Below are 23,296 nucleotides of genomic sequence, written 5' to 3'. Positions count from 1 at the left end.
GACCTGAGTTCGGCTCGATACCAAGCAGGTACTCATGATTTTCAAACCTGAGTTCGGCTCGATATTTCAGGTCGGCGTAGCTCCAGCAAACACCTCGGTCAGTCCCCTCTCCCTCCGGGAGAGGGCTAGGGTGAGGGGGAGCTTTTGACTTGCTGTTAGCGGGTGGCCACGGCCTGGGTCGTGGCATCGGTGAAGTCGAGGACTTTCCCGCCCTGCGCCGAAGCAAATTGCTGCGCCTGCCCCTTGAGCAAAAACGCGCTCAACCGCCCCTTCGCATCGCTGGCAAACCACGCCTGCTCCGCCAGCAACTTGATCCCGCTGTCACTCGCCTGCGCATACACCGCCCGGATGTTCTTGCCTTCCGACTTCAGGCCGGCCAACGCCGTGAACGCCTCTTCAGCCGAGGCATACCGCCGGACCTTGTCTTCACCGCGCACCCAGATTTCTGCGACATGGCTGAAATCCGAGATAGCCTTTCCGGTCACCGCATCGACCGACTTCAACGGCGTCTGCGCGTAGTTGGCCAGTTGCGCGGTGTAATCCAGATTCGAAGCCTTGAACGCCGCACGGATGTACTGATCGTCGATAAAGGTGTTCAGGTCGAGCCCGCGATCGGCCTTCTTCAGCAGCTTCAACGTGTCGATGGCGGTACCTACGGCCTGGCGATATTCCGGCTTCCAGCTCAGGTCGCGGGTCTGCACGCCGAGCGGGCCGTGGAACAGGTAATTGACCTCGGCATCGACGCCGGTGACCTTGGCAATCAGCTCGCTGTATTTCTCCGGTTCGGCGGCCAGCAGTTGATTGGCTTCGATGCTGGCGCGCAGGTAGGCGACGACGATTTCCGGGTACTTCTTGGCGTAGGCCTGATCCACCAGCGCACCGTGGAACGTCGGCGCATTGGCCTGGGCGCCGTCGTAGATCTTGCGGGCGAAGCCACGGCTCGGGAACAGTTCGGCGAACGGCACGAAGTCGGCGTGGGCGTCGATCTTGCCGGCCTGCAACGCGGAACCTGCGACCTCCGGCGGCTGGGCGATGATGTTCACATCCTTCAGCGGATCCCAGCCCTGCTCCGCCACGGCGCGCAGCAACATGCCGTGGGCGGTGGACGCGAACGGCACGGAGATGGTCTTGCCTTTGAGCTCGCTCAACGACTGCACGCCCGACGCGCTCGGCACCACGATGCCGTTGCCGCTGCCCTTGATGCTGCCCGACAGCACGCTGATGAACAGGCTGTGTTTGCCGGCGGTTTCAAACGCCACACCGTTGAACGCGCCGGGGAAATCGGCCATGGCGCCGAAGTCGAGTTTGCCCGCGACCATCTCGTTGGTCAGCGGTGCGCCGCTGGTGAAGTTCTTCCACTGCACGTCGTACTTGGCGTCCTTGTAGGTGCCGTCGTGAGGCAGGTATTTGTCGAGCAGGCCCAGCTCGCGAATCAACAGACCGCCGGCGGCGCAATTGATGGTGGTGTCCTGAGTGCCGATGGCAATGCGGATGGTTTCGGCCGAGGCCGACAGGGTGAACGAAGCCAGTACCAGACCGGCGATTGCTGCACGCAACATGGTTGAATCCCCTCGAATCATTTATAGGATGTTCGTCTCCGCCGCGATCAGGGCGCGGTGGGAAACGAGGGGTGTGTTGAATCAGGCGTCCGGTGTTGCCGGATAGCGTTTTAGCGAAGCAGATACGGGATTTCGACTTTCACCGCACCGGTCGGGCAGTCCTTTTCGCACGGCATGCAGTACCAGCATTCGTCGAACGCCATGTAGGCCTTTTGCGTGGCCGGGTTGATCGCCAGCAGATCCATCGGGCAGACGTCAACGCACACGGTGCAGCCCTTTTCGGCGATGCATTTGTCCTCGTCCACGGTGACGGGGGCATTGGAGCGGAAGAAGATTTCCTGGGCTTGGTAGGCCATGGTTCGGACTCTCTCTAGTGATGCATCAAGCGGCGAAAGCGCCGACCCGAAGGCGGTCGTAAGCCTGCATTTCCTCGGCATCGAGCGGGATGATGTAAGGCTCGACGGCTTTCTTGAAACTGGTCATGCGCCCGTCTTCCCCCCTCTTCAGGTGGCAATGGCAGAACCATTCGCGGTCGTCCCGTTGCGGGTGATCGACGCGGTAGTGGTACAGGCCCCAGCGGCTTTCGGCGCGGAACAACGAGGCGCGGGCAGCCATTTCGGCGCAGTCGCGAATCACGCTGGTTTCCATGGCGCGCATCAGTTCGTGGGCGTTGTTGGCCTTCATCTCGTTGAGGTCGCGTTCGATGTCGCTGAAGCGTTGCAGGCCGATTTCCATCTTCTTGGTCACTTTCGGCGGTTGCAGGTAGTCATTGACGAAGCGCCGCAGCTTGTACTCGACCTGAGCCGGCGGCAGACCGTGCTCGCGATCCAGCGGTGCGTAGACCCGGGCCTTTTCCTTTTCGATCTGCTCGGCATCCAGCACGGAGAACTCGCGCCCGGCAACAAACTCCGCCGCGTTGTTGCCCGCGAACCAGCCGTAGGTGAACGCGCCGAGCATGTAGTTGTGCGGCACGGCGGCCATGTCACCGGCCGAGTACAAACCCTTCACCGAGGTTTCGGCGCGCTCGTTGACCCACACGCCGGACGCCGAATGGCCGCTGCAAAAACCGATTTCCGAGATGTGCATCTCGACCATCTGCGTGCGGTAGTCGGTGCCGCGATTGGCGTGGAACTGGCCACGACTCGGTCGCTCGTTGCTGTGGAGGATTTCCTCGATGTTCTGGATGGTTTCCTCGGCCAGGTGATCGAGTTTGAGGAACACCGGGCCGTTGCCGCTCTCCAGTTCCTGGTGGAACTCCCACATCATCTGCCCGCTCCAGTAGTCGCACTCGATGAAGCGTTCGCCCTTGTTGTTGGCGGTATAGCCACCCAGCGGGCCGGTGACGTAGGCGCAGGCCGGGCCGTTGTAATCCTTGATCAGCGGGTTGATCTGGAAGCACTCGAGGTTCGCCAGTTCGGCCCCGGCGTGATACGCCATGGCGTAACCGTCGCCGGCGTTGGTCGGGTTTTCGTAGGTGCCCATCAGGTAACCCGAAGACGGCAGACCGAGTCGCCCGGCAGCGCCGCAGGCAAGAATCACTGCCTTGGCCTTGATCACATGGAAGTCGGCGGTGCGGCAGTCAAATCCCATCACGCCGTTGACAGTGCCCTCCTCGTCGGTCAGCAAACGGGTGCAGACCAGGCGGTTGGTGATGCTCACTCGCGCGCGCTTCAGCTGGCGATACAGGACTTTCTTGATGTCGTGCCCTTCCGGCATCGGCAGCACATAGGCGCCCATGTGGTGGACTTTCTTCACCGCGTAATCGCCGGTTTCGTCCTTCTCGAACTTCACGCCCCAGCGGTCGAGTTGCTCGATGGTTTCGAAGCTGTGGGTCGCATAGGCGTATACCGCCGCCTGATTGACGATGCCGTCGTTGGCGATGGTGATTTCCTTGGTGTACTGCTCAGGCGTCGAGTGGCCGGGAATGATCGCGTTGTTCAGGCCGTCCATGCCCATGCTGATCGCGCCGCTGCGTTTGACGTTGGCCTTGTCGACCAGCAGCACGCGCAGTTCCTTGTTCTTTTCCTTGGCCTTGATCGCGGCCATCGGGCCGGCGGTGCCGCCGCCGATCACGACGATGTCGTATTCCTGTTCGAGGGTGTTGCGGGTCATGTTCAGGCCCCTTTTTGCCGGTCGATCCGCAGGCGGTACTGGAACGCATCGCCACGGTAGTAAAGGTGTTCGAAGTCCAGCGGCTGGCCGTTGGCGTCGTGAGTCAGACGCTCGATGCGCATGATCGGCGAGCCGGCCTCGACGTTCAGCGCCTGAGTCAGGTCGCTGTCGGCCAGCACCGCGTCGATGGCCAGATCGGCGTGGCCGAGGGCGATGCCGCAGTCATTTTCGAGGATCAGGAAGATGTCGCGGGTGACCAGATCAGCCTTCTCCAACCGTTCGCCGACGGCTTTGGGCAGGTAGGTGATTTCCAGCGAAATCGGCTCGCGGTTGATCAGCCGTACGCGTTTGATCTGGGCGACGATTTCGCCTTCGGCAACCTGCAAACGCTCGGCGACCAGTTTGTCGGCGGCGATGAATTTGAAGCTGCGCAGGCGGTTGATCACCTCGTAGCCACGGCCGGTCATGGACTCGGCGAGGCCTTGCAGGGTGCTGACGTTTTGAAAGGTCTTGGGTTTGGCGACAAAGGTGCCTTTGCCGTGGATCTTGAAGATCAGCCCTTCTTTCTGCAGATCGCCCAGGGCCTGGCGCACGGTGATGCGGCTGACCTTGAACAGCGTGCCGAGCTCGCTTTCGGACGGCATCTGGCTGTCTTGCGGGTATTCGCCGTCGAGAATCCGGGCGCGCAGCACGTCGCGCAGTTGGGTGTGCAGCGGGACGCTGCCAAGAGAGAGAACGTTATCGGTCATCACGGGATCACTTGTTATAACGAGTTATGACGTGATCTTAGAGACGTTATGACAAGCTTGAGAAATATTGTTTGGGCATAAGGTTAGATGCGCCTTCAGTGGCGCTTGAGGATCTGATCCATGACCCAATCGGTCTTGAGGGCTTCGGCGGCGATTGCCGGGTGCCGGGACTCACCGCGAATCTGCGCGTTCATGCCCAGTACGTGGTGCCACTGAATGTGTTCGTGATGGGGGATTTCCAGGCTGATGTGTTCATCGGCGTGCAGTTCGACCGGATGCTCGTCGAACACCGAAAAACCGATCCGCCCTTGGCTGCCGATGATCTCGACCCGATCCTCACGGCGGTCCGCAACAAAGCTCCAGCAGCCCATGCCCAACGCGCCCGAGGCGAATTGCCAACTGGCGCTGACCGCATCTTCCGCCGCGTATAACCCGGCCTGACTCGCGGTGAAGCCGGCGACTTCGACGATGTCGCCGAGCAGGTACTGGAACAGATCGAACCCATGGCTGGCCAGATCCGCGAAATACCCGCCACCGGCCACCGCCGGATCGGTGCGCCAGTTTGCGCTGCCGTCCAGATCCTTGGGCGATGGTGCCTTGGTCAGCGTCCAGCTCAGGTGCCGCACCTCGCCGATGCGCCCCTGCTCCAGCCATTGCCGAACCTGCTGGAAACGCGGCAGCGAACGGCGGTAATAGGAGACGAACAGGTGCAGCCCGGCATCGGCGAACACTTGCTGCATTTCGCGGCTTTGCCCGGCGTTGAGGGCCATGGGTTTTTCCACGCAGCAATGCTTGCCGGCGGCGGCGACTTTCAGGCTGTAGGCGTGGTGACTGTCGGGGGGCGTGGCGATGTACACCGCGTCCACCTCGGGGTCGTTGATCAGGGCATCGACGTCGGTGTACGTCCGGGCGATGCCGTGGCGCGCGGCGTAATCGGTCACGGCTTCGAGGCGGCGGCCCATGACTGCCACCAACGCCGAGCCAGGCACCTTGTAGAAGGCCGGCCCGCTCTTGCGTTCAGCGACGCTGCCGCAACCGATCATGCCCCAACGCACCACGTTCATGCTTGTGCCTCAGCCGATGCGCAGTGCGCGCAGATCGAGGTGGCCGTTTTGCAGCGGCGGGCACCAGTAGTAGCCGCCGGTGATCGGCCGGCTGATGCGGTACAGACCGTCGGTGATGCCATCTTCCAGACCGCTCATGCGGCGCAGTTGTGCTTCAAAGGCGTCGAGGGAGAAACCGAATGCCAGGAACATCAGGCCGGCGCGGTCGCCTTCGATCCACGGCATCGAACGGCGCACGACGAAGGCTTCCGGGGCGAAGCTTTCCTGGGCGGTGCGTTTGACGTGAGCGGACACCGGGGCGTCGTCGATCTCTTCGTTGTCGCTCAGGCGACGGCCCATGATGTTGTCCTTGTCTTCGGCGGACAGCGCATGGAAACCCTTGAGGTCGTGCTGCCACTGCTGGATCGCGGCGAAGCTGCCACCGACCAGACCGTCAGCGCCTTCACTTTGCAGTGCGGCGGCGATGGCGGCTTCGTCATGCGGGTTTTCGGTGCCGTCTTCATAACCGGTGAGGTCATGGCCGTCCTTGTGGCGGAAGGCTTCCTGCATCTGCACCAGACGCAGCGCCGGGGCCAGTGCGGCCTCAAGTGCAGTGCTGCGGTTGAGCAGATCGCCACGGTCGACGCCGTGCAGCCAGACCCACAGGGCGTGCTGGGTGGAAGGGTTTTCTACGCCAACGCCAGTCAGCGCCGGGAAGCTGCGCAGGCCGTCGATGTTCACATTCAGGGCCTTGGCCAGGGATTCACCGAAACCGACCACCGCCGACTTGCCGTCCACCAGGTTCAGCAGGTTGTCGATCGCCTGCGGCAGCGCTTCAACCGACTCAAGGGCGAAAAACAGATGACGTGCTTGCGGCGGAACTGGGGTGGCGAGGATGCCCGGCTGGTAGTAACTCATGTGAACTCCTTGGGAAAGAGCGCGGAGTTTAACTGTAGCCGGAGGGTTTGTGTGGGATCAGATGACGCACTCGCTGCGCCAAGCACTCGGGCTCTTCCCCGTCCAACGCTTGAACGCCCGCCGAAAACTGCGCACGTCGCTGTAACCGACTTCCTCGGTAATCCGCTCGATCGGCATATCAGGATTGGCCAGCAAACTCATGGTTCGCGCCTGCCGCACTTGCTCCAGCAACGCCTCGAATGTCAACGAGTGTTCAGTCAGCCGCCGACGCAAAGTGCGGCTGCTCATATTCAAGTCACCAGCAATCTTTTCAATGTGGCTGCCCCGGCTCAAGTCCCGGGCAATCGCCCGCTCCACCGCCTGGATCAGATCAAGTTTCTGGTGAACCTGCGCCGCTTCCAGTTCCAGCAACTTGACCGCCTGACGCAGCGCCAGCGAATGGTGGTTGGGCAGGTTCACATCCAGCCACTGCACGTCGATCAGCATGCGATTGTGCAGACACCCGAAACGCACCTCCGGCCCCAGCAGCCGCCGGTATTCATCGACGTAATCCGGCGCGGCGTGCATGAACTCCACGGCTATCGGCTTGAATGTCTCGCCCACCAGCGCCCGGCCGTAGACCAGCAGGCTGGCGAAAAACTCTTCCACCGCAAACACCTGGACCTCGGCAAACGGCAACCGGCATTCGACGTCGACGTACACCTGATCGCCCACTACATCGACGCTGGAAACCACGATCCCGCCGGACGTGTGCTGATGCCGAACCCCGATCTCGAATGCGTCGCGCAAGGTCTTGCACAGCGACAGCACGTGCCCGAGCAGCCCCAGCGTACCGAGCACGTTCTGCGCGCCGACCCACAGGCCCAGCCCCTGATTGGGCAAAGCTTTAAGCGCACGCTGGATCATGGCCACGGCCTGGCGGTAGGAAATCCGCTGCGCCGGATCCTGCAGGTCTTCGAAATCAAAACCCAGGCCACGGCACAGGCTCTGCGGCTCGATGCCCTTGTTGGCGGCGACTTCGGCCAGGGTTTGCAGGAGAAATGGCGACACCAGCGCCAGTTCGAAGGTGGGGTCTTGGACTTTTACGTTCATGGAGGCTGACATTCCGGATCACGCTGAATTGTTATTTTTGTAACCGGTTATGTCGAAGGAAGTTAGCACAGGGTTGACGGGCTGTCCGCAGAAGTCCCCTTCCGTGTCCGCCAATACCCTGCCCTGTCGTGCGCCAAGGGCTTATTTCTATAGTGGCCGGGCGCCCTGCGTGCCGGCGTTGCGCCCAAACACAATAATAATGAGGACGGACATGACCCCGAACCGCGCGATATTCCCTGTGCGACTGGCACTGAGCCTGCTCGGCTGCGCCGCGACCCTGCCGGCGCTGGCCACCGAAGCCGGCGTCGACAACATCGGCCCCGGCACCGACGGTTTCTTCATGTTGCCGATGGAAGTCGACAGCCTTCCGGAGAACATGGTCGCCTTCAACCTCTACTACAACCACTACAAGGCGCGGAAGCTCAACATCAGCTCGTTCGGCGGCAAGGTGCCGAATGTCGAGATCGAATCCACCGCCGTCATCCCGCGCCTCGACTACCTGAGCCCGGTGCGGATCTTTGGCGGGCGTCTGGCCGGTTACATCGCCCAACCGTGGCTCAAGCAGGAAGTCTCGGTGTTCGGCCTGAGCGACACCCGCGAAGGCATGGGTGACACCACCATCGCACCGATCATCCTGTGGGACATGGGCAAGGACCTGACCCTTGGCGCCGCCGTGGAAATCACCGTGCCCACCGGCGAATACAGCGTCGACCGGCTGGCCAACACCAGCAACAATTTCTACACCTACAAACCGCTGTTCTCCTTCACCTGGCTGCCGACCGAACGCACCGAGGTGTCGATGAAGACCACCTACAGCTTCAACGAGAAGAACAAGGACACCGACTACAAGTCCGGGCAGATCTTCCACTTCGATTACTCGGCCAGCTACAAGATCACCGACGACCTGATGCTCGGCATCAACGGTTACTACCTCAAGCAGACCACCGACGACAAACAGTTCGGCCACACCGTGCAGTTCGCCGGCGAAGACGTGAACGACGGCGTGCGCGGCAAAGTTTTCGCCATCGGCCCGGCGCTGCACTTCACCTTCCTCAAGTACGCCAGCGCGGAGATCCGCTGGGCCAAGGAATTCGACGTGGAGAACCGGCCAGAGGGGGAAATGTTGTGGGCGAAGGTGAGTATTCCGTATGCGTTCTGAGTGCATTTTGTAGGAAGGCGCGCGCGAATTTGTAGGCTGAAAACCTGAAAAACAGAGGCCAGGAATAGGCCTACAGCGGCGGTCGAGATTGCCGGACAACGGAGGGAAACGTCCGGCAGATTTCAAAGGGGCGCTTGCAGATACTGGACTCCGTTATCCCATGGTTCCTCACGGCTCATGGGGTACATCGTCTGCCAGTGACGACAATGGGCCATTCCCCCTTAAACTGCTGAAATTGATCACGGAGATCACTATGAGCTTATTACTTTCCCCGTTTTACTCTGACTTCGAATCCGAAGAAGAGGCAGAGAGCTACGATCGCTGGTTTCGTGCCAAGGTGCAGGCTGCACTGGATGATCCTAGTCCGGGCATTCCCCATGAGGAAGCCATGATGCGGCTCGACCAACTATTAGAAGAGAGACGCAAGAATCGACGCGCTGCCGCTTGAATGGAGCAATCAAGCTCTGGACGATCTGGCTGACATTATCGATTACATTGAACAATACAACTCAAACGCTTCAGTGGCTCTGCAACGCAAGGTGGGTGCAGCAACGCAAAGGCTTTCATCAATCCCCTATGGTTACCGGTACGGTCGAGTGCCAAGCACTCGGGAAATGGTGATCAATCCAAACTATCTGCTCGTCTATCGAGTGAACGGGCACATCAAAATACTGACGTTAGTCCACACCCGACGACAATACCCACGAACTTCAGCAACATAAAAAAAGGGCGGCCAAACGGCCGCCCGAAGCGTACTACACGAGAGTCCTTTTACAACGTCAGCTGCCCCCGCTCCTCTTCGGTCAGCTGCTGTTTCGCCTGTTCATCCAGCGCTCCGGCGCCCAGCACCTGCACCGGGCTGTTCGGGTTGTAGCCCGGTGTCGGTGCGCGGCTGGCACCATCGCGGGTCGGGGCCAGTTGTTCGTTGCCGAAGCTGAGTACCTGCACGGTGAATACCGAGGCCTGGTTCTGGCGTGACGCAGCTTGCTGCTGACGGGCGACGTCTTCCGCCGCCTGGGTCGCCGACGACGCAGCGGAGCTGGCCGAGGTGATCGCCCCGGTGTTGACCGCCGAGACCACCGGCACACCGGTCGCCTTGCCCTGCACCGAGATGTTGGCGGCGTTGACCACCGTCAGCGCGGCGATGTTGACGTTGCCCGAGACGCGAATCCCCGCCTCGCCCGCATCGATGGTGCCCAGCGGCGCGATCAGGTCGATGTCCCCCGGCGCCACTTCGGCAATCGGGTTGAGCGTGGCGATACCGGCGCCGGTGCTCGGCACCGATGGCGACAGGGTCACGTTGCCCCAGGTGTCGTAAACGCGTTTCGGCGGGGTGTAGACCACGGTGGTTTTCGAACCGCGACCGGCGTTGATGTCGCCTTCGGCGGACCATCCGAGGATCGAGCCGCCGAACGTGGTCATGATCCGGCTCTGCCCCAGCAGAATGCTGCCCTGGGAATAGAGCTGAATGTTGCCCGAACCCTGGGTGATGATCCCCGCCGTGGACGGCGGCGCCGCGCCTTCGATGCCGAACACCTGACCGCCGCCCGGCGTGAGCATCTGGATGTCGCCGCCGAACAGGGTTTTCACCCCTGCTCCGCCGTACAGGGTGATGTCGCCGTCGTAGCGGATCGGGTTACCAGCCACATCGACGGTCGGGAACAGCGAAGCAATGGCGTTGCGACCCCGCAGGTAACTGCCTTTGCGCGGGCCGTCGACATCGTTGTACTCAAGGCCACCGGCACGCAGTTCGGCGAAGTACACCTGACGGGCGAAGATCGCCTGCTCGGTATTCGGCAGTGCGGTGAAGAACGCTTGCGCCTGTTCTTCGCTACCGCTGAAGCCGTAGCCGAGGGTCAGCCAGCTTTGCAGTTCGCCGAGGTAGTTTTTCACCACTTTGCCCGGTTGTGCGGCAAGGGAGAGATTCGCGTCAGCGAGGTTGTCCCGGTTCAGATAGCGGGCGATGAAACGTCCGTAATCCGCACCTTGTGCACCGATGCCGGCCTGCAACACGACGCTGGCGCCGGGCCGACTGTCGCCCTGCACAATCGGCCCGAGGCTGGTGATGCTCGCGCGATCTTCCATGAGGATATTGCGCCCGGCATTGACGTCGAGCAGGCCGGGGCCGGCAATGTCGAAGCTGCTGTAGAGAATGTCGCGCCCTGCCGAAACCCGCGACACATCACGCGCACCGTTGTGGACGAACAGGTTGCCCGAGGAGTCAATGGTTTCGCCGTTCCAGCCCAGATCCGACGGCGCAGCAGTCGGTTTGCCGAGGTCGGTGCCGGCCGCGACGATATCGCGCCCGGCCAGCATCCACACTGGCGCAGCCGCGACATACCAGGTGCGCAGTGAGTTGCTGAAGCGCAAGGTTTCACCGCTGCGCACGCCGACCAGATCACCGGTCAATGCGTAGAAACGTGCCGGGGCCTGCACACCGCTGGTGCCCGAATACGTGTCGGCGCCGAACGCAAACAACGGATAACGCAGGTTCTGACTCGGAGCCACGCCATCAACGCTGTAATTGCTCAGGAGCGGCTTGCTGCTGCCGTATTCCGTGTAGCCGCTGAACGCCGGTGCGAACGGCGTGGCGATGGCCGCCCGGCTGGCGCCGGACTGATCGATGGCATAACCGCCGGCGTAGATCGAGTCGCCGGCGAGCATTTCCAGTTGGCCAGCGGCTGAAGGTGCCAGCACCAGCGAATAAGCCGATGCAGCTGGATATGCGCTGGAGACAGACACCGCAGACGTGCCGGCATAGATCGAACCCTGACCGGCCACGGCGCGCAAGATCGACGGGTAGACAAAGCGCAGATCGCTCGGCGAGCTGTTGCGATTCGTCAACGGCCCCTGGGTGCTGGTCTCGGCCAACTGGGTGCTTGGAGTCAGATTGCCCCCGGCTGAAAACAGATCGATGGCGGTGTGATCGGTCCACAGCGAGAAGCCCGCCAGTCCGCCACCGCCATGCACGACGCCGGCGGCATCGGTGAACGGTGTGCTGTTTTGCAGACGTACGCGCCCCGGGTCCGCCGCGCCACCGAGCACCAGATCGCCACGCGTGCTCAGGCGCATGCCCGAGTCACCGGGGATCAAGACCAGACCACCGGAGGCAATGCCCAGGGTCGAGGTGAACGGGTCGAAGGCCCGGGTTTCGCGCGCATCCTGCAACGCCGGTGCCGCGCCGTATTGCAGATTGATTGCGCCGAGCGCCCCGCCCGACAACTGCGCCGCGCCGCGCAGGTTGATCAAGGCGCCCTGCAAGTCATGGTTCGGTGAGGCGTTGCCACTGCGCCCGACGCTCGCTTGCAGCGACGGATTGAGCGAGCCACCGATGCGGATGTCCATGTCGCCACCGCCGGTCAATTGCAGGCTGCCGTCGCTGCCGACCCGTCCGGTGCTGCCGACCGCGACGATCAAGCCCTGGCTGCGCGGGTTCAACCCGCTGTCGCCCAATGGCCGAAGCATGCCGCCGTCGCCGCCGGCACGCAGGCTGACGTTGCCGCCGCCCAGCGCACCAAAACCCGTGAAGCCGACCAGATAAGGGCCGCTATCGGTACCCTGATCCGGTAGGGGTTGGGTCGCATAGCTGCCAAAGTTGATCCACCAGGCGGTCGGCACATCGCTGTTGCCGGAGCCCTGGCGCCAGAGCCAGTTGCCCACCGAGACGCTGGCAACCTGCTCGCGAAGCTTGGCCAGGGGGTTGAGGCCGCGACGGCCCACGGCGTCGCCGGACACCGAGCCGCCGGCATTGATCGTCAGGTTGCCGCCTCCCTGCGGATACCAGGCCTGATACAGGCTGTCGCTACCGCCATTGACCCATTTTTCGTAATCGGCGCCCTGGCTCCCCAGCACCGAACCGTTGTCGGTCAAGGTGCCACGGTGCAGGTTGTAGCGCGGATCGACGTCGCTCGATTGGGTGCCGGCGGTGTAGACCCCGAACGCCGAATCCATGCTCAGGTTGCCGGCTGCCAACAGGTCGAGATCGCCGGTGCCGGTGCGCAACACGCTGAACATCTGCGAGTGGGTCGTGGTGCTGATCCCGCCCTTGTTCGGCGCGCAGGAAAACGGATCCGCATCACACCACCACAGGTCGGCGTCGAGCACCGGGGTGCCCGCCGGCATCCCGGCAATGTTGCCCTCAACCCAGAGGAATTTGGCCGGCGCCAGGCAGGCGCCGGGGAACACGTCACACAGATACAGCTCGTCATCGCTGACCGGCATCCCTTCCGGATAGCCCATCGGGTTGCCGTCGACCCAGGTCGTATCGAGTTTTTTCTCGGTCACTTTCAAGCCGTAGTGAGTATCGGCCAGGCGCAGGTTGCCGTCGCTGGTCAGCGGTTTCAGCGCGCGGCTGTCGGCGGCATCCAGATCGGAGCCGGCCACCAGACGCATCGACCACGACGTACTGCCCGCCGGCAACATGCTCGCCACGGCCCAGTTACGGCCTTGTTGCGTGGCGTTGATATAACCGCGCAGCTCAATGAATGGCGTACCGTCGGCCAGCACCACGTCCGTCATCGAAGGAATCAGCGAGCCGCGCAGCAGCGCCAGCGCACTGCTCAATTTGACCCCGACAAGCACATTATCCGCACCGAGCGTGCCCGGCAGCGGCACGCCTTTGGGCCAGCTCATGGCCTGCAGCGCGGTGGCAGTCTCCAGACGAGTGCCGGCGCCCAGGCGACTGCCGATCGGCAAGGTCACGTTCTGAGTGAGCAGCGTGCCGGCGGCGTACAGCAAGTTGCCCGCCGAATCGTGGATGGCGGCGGACAACACGCTGCCGGCATTCAAGGTGTACTCACCGGCCAGCACCGCCTGGGTTGGCAACAACGTGCCGCTGGCGAAGGTGGCTGCCTGGATCGGCAAGTCGTAGTTCAAGGTCGTGCCGTTCGGGAACAGCGTACCCTCGGCCAGCGTCACGCCACTGCCCGGCACGATCAGATCGCCACCGAACGGCTGCACGCCCGGCAGCAGTTTCCAGCCGGCGTCATCCACGGTTTCCGGCGGCGGCGCGAAACCGTCGTTGATACTGCCGTAGATATCGAGGTTGCCACCGGCACGCATCACCAGACTCGCCGACTCACCGGAGCCATACAGCGCTGTTTTCTGCGTGTGCGGGTTGAGGCTCGCGTAGCGATAGCGCGACAGGTCAATATCGCCTTCGACCAGCAGATCGCCGTCGGCGGTCCTGCTGGCGATTTCCACGCCCGGGCGCAGATGGAAGGCATCGCGGTAGGTCGCGTTGTTCAACCCCGCCAGTTTGCGTTGCAGCAGGTCACTGTTGCCCAGTGCCGCGTTGATGAAAGTGTCGCTGTCGCCATGAATCCGATCGAACAGCGCCTGATCGATCACCTGATACGGCCGGCCACTCGCTGCGGGATCAACACCGTCGCGGGCATCCGTATAGCGGCGCACGGCGTTGAGGCCAATGGAGCGCGCGCCTTGAATGCTCAGTGTGCCATTGGCATCAATCGCGATATCACCGGCGCCCAGACGCGGCGCGTTCAACTCCAGGGTGCCCCGTGCCCTGCCATCGTTTTGTCCGGGCAGACTGCCCAACGCGGTATCGGTGCCGTGGCGCAGATCAATCCGCGCACCGGAGGCCAGCGTCAGCACCCCGGCACCGGAATCGAGCTCGACCATCGCCCGGTTCGGCGCATCGATGATCTTGCCGTAGCTGTCGACCCGCAGCACTCGACTGTGAGCGTCGAGCACCGAACTGCCGCCCAGGGTCAAACCGTTTTTACCGGACAGACGAATGCTGCCGACCCGCTCGCCACTGGCGTCGATCGTGCCGGCCACACTCAGATGACCATTGTCCAGCGAGACATTGACCTCGCCGGCGCGCACGCCATCGCCGATCAGCAGATCGCCCTGTTTGAACTGGAAGCTGCGGCTGCCGAACACCTGGCCGTCGTTCAAGCGCTGGTTGAGCGCGGCGAATTGTTGATTCAGATCGCCGCCCAGTTGCTGCGCACGAATCTCCACGCCCCCGGCCTTGTACGGCACCCAGGTGCCGCCGGCATCGTAATGACCGCTGCTGGCGCCGAGGATCTGGCCTTGCAGATCGACCACCCCGGCGTTCGCCGCCAGCGCCACCGCGCTGAGATTGCCCGCCTGATTGTTCTGCGCCGACAGGTCGATCCGCGAACCGGCCGCCTGACGGATATTGCCGCTGTTGCTGAAGAGCGACACGTCGCCGCCCCAGCTGTATTTGTTGACGTCGTTGAACGGCAAGGTACGCCCCGCCAGATCCAGCCGGGAATTGCCGGTCAGGCTCAGGTCGTTCTCGGCCTTGACCACCAGTTTGCCGCTGGCCAGCGCGATCCGGCTGTCGAGGACGACATTGCGGGCATCCAGGGTCAGTTCCGCGCCCAGCGCATCGGCTGCCGCGCCTGTAGCGCTGCCGGTCAGGGTCAGGTCATTGCCCGCCTTGAGCGTGTTGATCGAGGCGGCTTCACCGGTCAGCAACGGCGTGCGCAGCGTGAGGTTGCCGCCGCTGAAGGCGTAACCCTTGACCGGGTCGTATGCGCCCTGCTCCTGATACACCGCAAGACTGCCCTTGTGGTTGGCGGTGATACGCTCGCTGGCGCTGAGGTTGACGTTGGCAAAACCCAGCGCCAGACGGTCGTTCTGATCCAGGCCGCTGGGTTGCGGATTCGGCCCGTAGCCGAACTCGATACGCTGCGCCTCGATCTGCAGGGTGCCGCGCCCGGTGCCGGCACCACCGTTGACCACGGCTCCCGGCGCCTGAGTGGCACCGTTCCAGGTCAGGTTGGCGGTACGCAAAGTGGCTACGTCCTCGCTGCCGCCCTGGCCGTAGATCGCCGGGGTCGTCAGGATCAGGTTCTGCAGTTTGCTCTGGCCGGTTTGCGGGTCCAGCGTATCGAGCGTGGTGGTGCCAAAGAAGTTGAACGAGTCGCGAGCGGTCAGGTTCAGCGACTCCAGGGCCGGTGCCCCGAACTGGGTGTCGCCCTGCAGCAAGCGGTTGAGCACGTTCTGGCTGAGGGTCAGACCGACCGGCACGCGTCCCGCCGCATCGACCAGGGCCTGTGTATTGCCGATATTGACCGCGCCGACCGCCAGGGTCAGGTGGCGGGTGCCGAAACGCACCGCCTCATCAAGTTCGAAGTGGTTGTCGGTGGCAGCGCTGATACTGCCGTTGGAATACAGGATGGCCGGATTACTGCACGGCGCCAGCGTGCAGGTGCCGATATGGATACTGCCGGCACCGGTCAAGTCGACGGCTTTCTCCGGCGCCAGCACGCTGTTCCAGCCATTGGAAACCAGCAGCAGGCTGGCTTTCCCCGGCTGGTAGACAAAGCCGTCGGTGGAGTCGAACGAGACATCGCCGCGCCCCACGGTATTGATCCCCGCCCCGGCCTCGACGGTAATGCCACCGTGGGTGTTCTGAGTGCGCAACATGACTTCCGGCGCCGAGAGGATCGCGCCTTCACGCAAGAAGATATCGGTGCTTGAGCCGCCGTTGACGAAGGACACGATATTGCCGCCAGCGCCGTAGTCCACGCTCGGCGCCGAGCCGATGGCCAGACGTCCGGCATTCAGACGGTTGAGGCTGTCGGCATACAGCGAGACGCCTTGAAAACCCGGCGTCGGCTCATGGCCTGCGCCCAGCACTTCGAGCACGCCAAGGGACGGATCGCGTACCACGGCCGTGCCCGTAACCCCGCCCTCGGCGGGCTGAAACAACACCTGGCCGTTGAAATCCAGAGCAATGGCAGGCTTTTCACCATGCTCCAGATTCAGACTCAGGGTTTTGCCATCCATCGGTGCCAGTGCGCGTGATATTCCACGCCGCGCTGCGTCGCTGGTGATGAACTGGCTGTAGCCGGTTTCGTTGTATTGCGAATAGCGGCGCAACACATCCGCCGACGTCAGCGTCAGCGCGCTCGGCAGACTGTCACGCACGCCGGTATTGGCAATCGACATCTGGCCGCTGCTGGCCCATGAACCATTGCGCATTTGCAGCGCGCCACCCATGGCCGCCGGCGTCGCCTGGCCGTTGACCTCGACCCGGAACGCCCCGGGCAACAAGGCGAATGTCGAAGGCAGCAAGGTATAGGTGCCGGCCGGCAAACCCGGCACGCCCGCACCGATCGTGACCTGCTGACCGATGCGCGGATCGACCGCGCCAGCCTCGGCCACCACCGGGGCATAGGCACTCTGATTGCCCGGCAGGATTGCGTAGACCGGATTGCTCGTCAGGCCCGGCAGGCTGAACGTGCCGTCAGCGGCATTGCGCACCAGCGGGTTGTAGCGGGCATCGGTGGAGCCGCCACGCCCGGAGATGAAACCGGCACCGCGCAGATCGCCCCCGCCCGACAGGTCAATCACCGCGCCTTGCGCGACATTCAGGTACTGCGACTGCACGGTCACCCCGGCTGTGGTGCCGACGATGCCCTTCAACACCACCGGGCTGCCGTTATAGCGGTAATCGATGCCGTCAGTCGTGCCGCCGTAAGGCATGACCAGTCCGGCGGCGCTGACGGACGTGAGACTGCCGGGCAACAACGCAACCTCGCGGGTCTGTACCGACTTGCTGCTTTCACCCAGGGTAATCAGGCCGAGCGGTGCCCGCACCACCCCGCCTTGTTCGATGTGGCTGGCGGCGAGAATCAACTCGCCGAACACCGAGTAAGGCAACGCCGCCGGCGCGCGACCCTGAGCGAAAATGCGCAAGGTGCCGTCGCCAGGATCGGTCTCCTGCTGGAAGCCGGCGCGCACTCGGGCCTGGATCCCGCTTACCGGATAAATCTGCGCGGCGCCGAGGTTCAAGTCACCCGCCGTCCAGAGATCGGCATAGGTTTGCATGGAAGAGCCGATGAACCGCAGGTCGCCCTGACTGGCCAGCGTGACCTCGGCAAAGCTGCGGCGACCGACCTCAAGGGCTGGCGCATTGAGCTGGCGGATATTGCCCTTGGTGCCGAACGACAGGCTGTTACCAATGTCCAGCAGGTCGGCGTTGGCGATGAACTGCGCCGCCGAGACGCCGGGCGTCGGCGCATTCATGACCCGAGGGCGGATAAAGACAACGGAGTCGTAATACGCGCCCGGCCCCAGTAACCGCAGGTAAGGTGCAGACAGATTGATCCGCGCATTGCCGCTCGAACCCTCGGCCAGGGAAATCGCGCCGGCGTACAGGCTCAGACTCTGATTCAGATGCAGGTTGACGTCGCCATCGAACGAAATCAGGCCATTGCTCAACAGCCCCAGATGATCGAAGCCCCCAGCCATCAAGGCATCGGCACTCAGCCGGGCACTGCCGTAAGTCAGCATGGGCGCGGCTGCGCCCGGCTCAAGGTCGGCCGCCAGGGTGGTCTTGCCGGCGCCCTGGCCGATGATGATTTCCCGTGGTCGACGGACCTCGTTGCTGGCGGTGTTGAGGCGGTACAACGGCGTTTCCAGGGCGATGTCCAGCCGCCCGCCACCCGCGCCGGCACCACCGGCTGCGGCGCGCAGGTCGCCGTCGATGAACAGGCCGTTGTAGGAACTCAGGGAAATCCGCCCGCCGTCGGTGGCAACCGTGGTCGGGCCCTGCCCGGCAATGTCCAGCACCGCCTGGGTGCCCGAGGCGTCAAGCCGCGCGCCCTGGCGCACGATCACATACGCGTCGGCCGAAGTCGCCGTGGCTTTCTTCGAATCGATTTCACCGCCAATGATGATGCTGCCGCCCTTGCCGACTTGGCCGTACACCCTTCCCAGGGCATCGACCGCCGTGGCGGCACGCCCCGCCACATCGAGCACCGCGTGCTCACCGATCCAGATTGACCGGTTGTGCGCCTGCGTCGGCGCTTCCTGCTGACTCTGGGCCGGGTCAATGCTGCCGAACTGCTGCTGGCGGATATCAATCGTGCCGCCCCAGGCCTGCAGCGTACCCTCAACAGTGATCTGCCCCGCCCCGCGCAAATTGATGCGTTGCCCAGGATCGACGCTCAGGCGTGAACCCGTGCCGAGGGTCAGTGTGGCGTTGCCCGGATCGATCAGCCCCACGAGGCTCGGACCGGCCTGCAGCGACAGGCTGGCGCCGGCACGTTGGGTCAACAGTGCTTTCGTCGGGTTCTCCTGGAACAGCGTCGGTGTCCATAACTCCAGCGCCGTGCGCGGATCGCCACCACTGACCTGGTTCGCGGCATCGTCGGTAAAACGATAGACCGGCGTGGTCACATCGATCTGCGTGTCCCGGGCCACTTCGAGGCCGTTCAGGCCAATCACGCTGTAGGCCGAAAAGCCTTTACTGAAAAGACTCGGCGCCAGTTGCAACGTCGACTTCGCCAGCGCTTCATCAGCCTCGCCGATCATCACTTTGCTGGCCTGCACCAACAACGTACCGCCGCCCGTCACGCCGTAACCGCGCAGCTCGCCATCCAGTGTGAGTTGCGAAGTGCCGGCGGCACTGTTGGCTGCCGACTCCAGCGTGACGCTGCCGCCCTTGGCGCCACGGGTCTTGCCGTTGGCCAGGATCGCCGCGCCGGAAGACACATCGAGCAGGCTGCCGCTCTGGATATCGATGTCGCCGCTGCTGCGGATCGAAATCGACCCTCCGTCCAGCCACGCCAGACTGGCCGCGTCGTCGGGGTTGGTGCGTTGATTGCTCCACAGCCCGCGAGTATCGAGTTGCACGCCCTGGGCCACGGTGACCCGTTCCGGATGGCCGGCGGCCGGGGTGATTCGGGTGTCGGTGACGCTGCTGGTCTGCAACTGATTGAGCACGTTGCCCAGGCGGATACTGCCGCCACGGGCACTCAGGTCGGCATTGACCTGGACATCCGGCCCGTACAGGGTGATCTCGCCACCGGCATCGACCTGCAACGCGGCGCCCAGGGAAATGCGATCCTTGGCCGCGACCTTCAACGCGCCAAGCTTGAAGCCGTTGAGTTGCCCGGCGTCGAGGAACAGCTTGCCCTTGCGTGCGTCGGAGACCGCGGTCAGCAGATCCCGGTCAGCGCCCGCGAGCATCGGTTCGCCACCGATCTGCACCTGATCGAGCAACGGATTCAGCCCGTACAACAGGCCGCCGGCCGCCGCCACATAGGCCGGGTCATAGCTGCCGACGATCAGTTGGGCCCGACGCGCCAGCGCGGTCTGGCTCTGTGCATAGCCATCCAGCGGCGCGCGCGGCGCCTGGGTCTGACGTTCACCCTGATACACCTCGCCGAGCAGTTGCCCGTCGAGCACCGCATTGGTCGTGCCGATCACCAGTTGCCCGGCATCGCGGCCCACGGTGTAGCCGGATTCCCGGCGCGATCGCGGGGCAATCAACGGGCTGTAGTAATAACTGGTCTGCCCCCAGCGTTCGCTGTTGTCCTCATAACCTTTGTACAGGCCGGTGTAGAGCATGTCCCCCGGTGCCCGCGAGACTTCGTACAAGCGCCCGTCGGCGCCACGCAACCAGCTCTGGCGGATCTCGCCGCTCTGCACATCGAGCGTACCGCCAGACAGATTGATCAACGAGCCCTTCTCGGTGACCACATCGTTGCCGGCAAAACTCACCGCGCCCCCCTGGGCCATCCACTCGCCGATGCTGTGGCCCTGAGTGCCGAGATAGCCGCCGACCTCAAGCAAGCCACCGGCGGTGTACCAGCGATCCGTCGCATAGCCGTTGGTGCCCGCCGGCACATACACCAGTTCACGCACATCGACCCAGACATCATTGCTGTTGAGCGCACCTTTTTCGCGGTTGACCGAAGCGTCGCGCTGCTCATTGCCCTGAACGTTGATTTTGATGTTGTTGGCTTCCATCGCGACTTTCACGCCGATGGCCCCGGACACATCGATCAGCGCCCCGTCGCGCACCAGACTGCGTCGCCCTGCCGCCACGGCCACCTGGCCGCCGGTGGCGAGGGTGATCGAGCCGTTCTGGAACTCGACACTGCCGCCGCTTTGAATCTCGATGCGCGACTGATCGCTGCGCACCTTGTTGTTGGGGCTGACGCCAGTCAGCGCGGCTTTCTGTTGGCTGTCGAGTGCGGTCAGATCACTGCTGTCGAGCATGATCGCCGTGGCACTGCCCTGCCCCAGCGTGACACTGCCGCTGGTATCGGTCGCCGGGTTGAGCAGGTGAATGGTGCCGCGCGTGGCCACCGAAGTACTGGCCAGCAACACGCCGTTCTGCACGACTTCGTGGCCGGTCAGGGTGATGTCGCCGGTGGCGGCCTGGATCAAGCCGTTGTTGCTGACCTTGCCGGCACTGCTGCCACTGTTGAAGCCGGGAATCACTTCGCTGCCGAAGGTCGTGGAGAAGCCGTTGCCTTCGGTGCCCGAACCTTTGCGGATGTAGAAGCGGTCACCGGCGCCCAGCACGGTCTGGCCCTTGGCGGTGCTGATGCTGCCGTCGTTCTGCACTTCGCTGCCGAGCAACAGCGCATAGCCGCCGGCATCGGTGGAGGTCGCGGGGCCGGCGGTCTGGATTGACGCGCCGCGCTCGACCAGCACCTTGCCGGCAGCGTCGGTGAAAGTAGGCTGGCTGCCACTGCTGTCGAAATACAGGCCCCGGTCACGGAACTGAATGTCGGTGATGTTCGCCGCGGCGGCCACCAGGTTGCGCACGTTGACCTGACTGCTGCCGCTGAACACGATGCCGTTGCGGTTGATCAGCATCACCGTGCCGTTGCCCTTGATCTGACCCTGGATCTGGCTCGGGCGCGCGGCCGGATCGTTGACCCGGTTGAGCACTGCCCAATTGGCCTGCTGGGCGAATTCCACAGTGGTGTTGCGCCCGACGTTGAAGGTTTCCCAGTTGAGGATCGCCTTGTCGGCGGTCTGCTCGATGCGCACGTTGGTCTTGCCGTCGGCCTGGGTCTGCTGCGGGCCTTTGGCGTTCTGCCAGCCTTGCGCGAGGCTGTTGTCGACTTGCAGACCGCCGGCGCCCAGACCGTCCGGCACCACCTGCACCGAACCCAGCGCCGCTGCGCGCCCGGCCGCCTGCGCAGCTTGTTGCGCGGCAATCGCCGCGACCGTGTTGTTCAAGGTCTGTATCGAACGCTGTAACTGCTGATTGGCCCGCTGTTGCTGCGCCAGCGGCGGGGTCATGCCCGGCAACCCGCCGCTGCTCGGGCGTGCTGCCGCCGCTTGCTGTGCAGCGCCCTTGGCGGCGAACCAGTTCGAACTGAACGCCGTCTGCGCCTGCGCGCCGCCCGCCACCAGACACAACGCCACGGCCTGGGCCAGCGGCTTGAGCAGCCACAGCGCCGGGTCTATGGCATCACGTTTTAACGACTGAGCGCGGGTATGGCGACGGGATGGGCGAGCGAGCATCACTACGAGTCCTTTTGATTGCCGCAGGTCGGCGACAACCTGCTGTTACGACATAGGCGGTTGGCGAGGGACGCGACCGAACCGATGTCACACAAACTTCATGAATGAGGTGTAACTGCCCGCCCCGGCCATCCGTGACGAGCAAAAAAAATGGCAGCCCCGAAGGGCTGCCATTCGTGTTGCGGGTTAACGCGAAGCTTACAAAGGACGACCGATAGCGTTGCATACGCTGGCGTTGTTGATGTCCAGGTTGTTGCCGCTGGTGTTGGTGATGAAGTTGGCGGTGACGGCGTTTTTCCAGTTGGTCGGAACAACGCTGAAGCCGTGGTTGATGGTCGCTGCAGCGTTGCCCGGCACGCTGTAGTGAGTGGTCAGGAAGGATTTGATGTCAGCGGCCACGGTTGCATCCTTGTAGCACTGGCCGAAGATCAGGTTGGTGTACGCAGCGATCGGGTAGCCGCTGGATGGGTTGGCGACAACCGGTGCCCACTGGGCAGGGTTCGACGGAGTGGTTGGCAATGCAACCGAAGACAGCGCGGTGGTCACGTTGCCCGGGGTCGGCTGCACGCCGTTGACGCGGGACACCACGGCGTTGCTGCTGGCGTTCACGCCGTCCGGACCAACGTAACCGATGGAACCGTCAACCGCGTTCACCGCAACAGCGACGTCAGCAGTGTTGGCAACACCGACGAAGCTCGATGGCAATGTGGTGCCGGCTGGCAGCAGCGAGTTGGCGAAGGTCGAGTTGACCGAGAACTTGGTCGAGCAGACGTTGTTCAGGTGACGGGTGAGGATTTCCGAAGTGCCGCTGGAAGTGGTGCGATAAACCACACGAACCGGGGTGGCATCGGAGTTGCCCAGCAGTTGACCCCAGGTCTTGGCAGTGCCGGAGAACACGTCACACAGCTGAGCGCTGGTCAGGTTCAGAGCGGTCTGGCCGGCTTTTTTGTAAGGGATGGCAACCGAAGTGGCTACCGAAGGCAGCTGGATCAGCGGGCCGTACGAAGCGCCGAAGTTGGCGTTGTAGGTGCTGATTTCCGAAGCGCTGAGGATCGAGTCGCTACCGGCGAAGTGAACCGAACCGGTGGTGCTGAACAGTGCCGAGTTGTTGGTCAGGAAAGCGGTCTTGCCGGTGCCGCTACCGGTACCCACGTAGCTGAAGTTGGCTGGCAGGATGCTGTTGGCAGAACCTTTGTACAGAGCGGCAGGCAGAGTCGCGCCACCACCGGTAACGTTGGCGGCCATGGCCTGGGCGGAAGCCAGGGCAGCGACGGTCAGGGAAGCTGCGATCAGAGTGCGCTTGAACATGAAGAATCTCCTTTTCAACGTTGGTTGTGAACACAGGTTTTCAGGGGTCTTGCATGACACTGGGAAGACTCACCGCCGACCTTC

At 63.2% G+C, this 23,296-nt stretch carries 12 protein-coding genes; 3 read left to right on the top strand and 9 right to left on the bottom strand.

Going from position 1 to position 23,296, the window contains the following annotated elements; all coding sequences use genetic code 11:
- Positions 1–155 precede the first annotated feature (155 nt).
- The 7 genes from AC1RT4_RS03580 to AC1RT4_RS03550 form a co-directional block, all read right to left on the bottom strand.
- Positions 156–1,559, bottom strand: coding sequence for an ABC transporter substrate-binding protein (locus tag AC1RT4_RS03580; RefSeq protein ID WP_493083573.1), 1,404 nt, complete (start codon positions 1,557–1,559; stop codon positions 156–158).
- Positions 1,560–1,669: 110 nt separating this feature from the next.
- Positions 1,670–1,915 (bottom strand): 4Fe-4S dicluster domain-containing protein, encoded by a 246-nt coding sequence (locus AC1RT4_RS03575; protein WP_007959413.1) that lies wholly within the window; start codon positions 1,913–1,915, stop codon positions 1,670–1,672.
- 25 nt (positions 1,916–1,940) lie between these two features.
- Positions 1,941–3,671, bottom strand: a complete 1,731-nt coding sequence (locus tag AC1RT4_RS03570) for a fumarate reductase/succinate dehydrogenase flavoprotein subunit (protein WP_493083571.1) — start codon at positions 3,669–3,671, stop codon at positions 1,941–1,943.
- Positions 3,672–3,673: 2 nt separating this feature from the next.
- A complete protein-coding gene (locus AC1RT4_RS03565; RefSeq protein WP_085603142.1) occupies positions 3,674–4,420 on the bottom strand; it encodes a GntR family transcriptional regulator in 747 nt (248 codons plus the stop codon).
- Between the two features lie 95 nt (positions 4,421–4,515).
- On the bottom strand, positions 4,516–5,484 hold the full coding sequence (locus AC1RT4_RS03560; RefSeq protein WP_493083569.1) for a Gfo/Idh/MocA family protein: 969 nt from the start codon (positions 5,482–5,484) through the stop codon (positions 4,516–4,518).
- A gap of 9 nt (positions 5,485–5,493) precedes the next feature.
- Entirely contained in the window at positions 5,494–6,381 is an 888-nt protein-coding gene (locus AC1RT4_RS03555; protein WP_085710144.1) for a Dyp-type peroxidase, read from the bottom strand.
- A gap of 57 nt (positions 6,382–6,438) precedes the next feature.
- Positions 6,439–7,473 carry an AraC family transcriptional regulator gene (locus AC1RT4_RS03550; RefSeq protein WP_007959404.1) on the bottom strand — a complete coding sequence of 345 codons (1,035 nt, stop codon included), beginning with the start codon at positions 7,471–7,473 and terminating at the stop codon, positions 6,439–6,441.
- 211 nt (positions 7,474–7,684) lie between these two features.
- Here AC1RT4_RS03550 and AC1RT4_RS03545 point away from each other — a divergent pair, with 211 nt between their 5' ends.
- The 3 genes from AC1RT4_RS03545 (at position 7,685) to AC1RT4_RS03535 (ending at position 9,354) form a co-directional block, all read left to right on the top strand.
- Positions 7,685–8,632, top strand: coding sequence for a SphA family protein (locus AC1RT4_RS03545; protein ID WP_493083566.1), 948 nt, complete (start codon positions 7,685–7,687; stop codon positions 8,630–8,632).
- A 253-nt stretch (positions 8,633–8,885) separates the two neighbouring features.
- Positions 8,886–9,080, top strand: coding sequence for a type II toxin-antitoxin system RelB family antitoxin (gene relB, locus AC1RT4_RS03540; protein ID WP_493083564.1), 195 nt, complete (start codon positions 8,886–8,888; stop codon positions 9,078–9,080).
- The gene (locus AC1RT4_RS03535; protein WP_493084448.1) at positions 9,061–9,354 is read left to right on the top strand and encodes a type II toxin-antitoxin system RelE/ParE family toxin; all 294 of its coding nucleotides are present in this window, start codon (positions 9,061–9,063) and stop codon (positions 9,352–9,354) included. Before relB ends, AC1RT4_RS03535 begins: the two co-directional genes overlap by 20 nt.
- Positions 9,355–9,403: 49 nt before the next feature.
- On the opposite strand, the gene AC1RT4_RS03530 is transcribed toward AC1RT4_RS03535, so the two are convergent.
- Together AC1RT4_RS03530 and AC1RT4_RS03525 are read right to left on the bottom strand one after the other, a co-directional pair.
- Entirely contained in the window at positions 9,404–21,904 is a 12,501-nt protein-coding gene (locus AC1RT4_RS03530) for a filamentous hemagglutinin family protein (RefSeq protein WP_493083562.1), read from the bottom strand.
- A 198-nt stretch (positions 21,905–22,102) separates the two neighbouring features.
- Positions 22,103–23,212 carry a substrate-binding domain-containing protein gene (locus AC1RT4_RS03525; protein WP_493083560.1) on the bottom strand — a complete coding sequence of 370 codons (1,110 nt, stop codon included), beginning with the start codon at positions 23,210–23,212 and terminating at the stop codon, positions 22,103–22,105.
- Positions 23,213–23,296: the final 84 nt, after the last annotated feature.

The organism is Pseudomonas sp. GW821-FHT11D10 (assembly GCF_058808435.1).
Note: the sequence above shows the minus strand (reverse complement) of the source record. Positions and strands in the feature narration are given on the sequence as shown.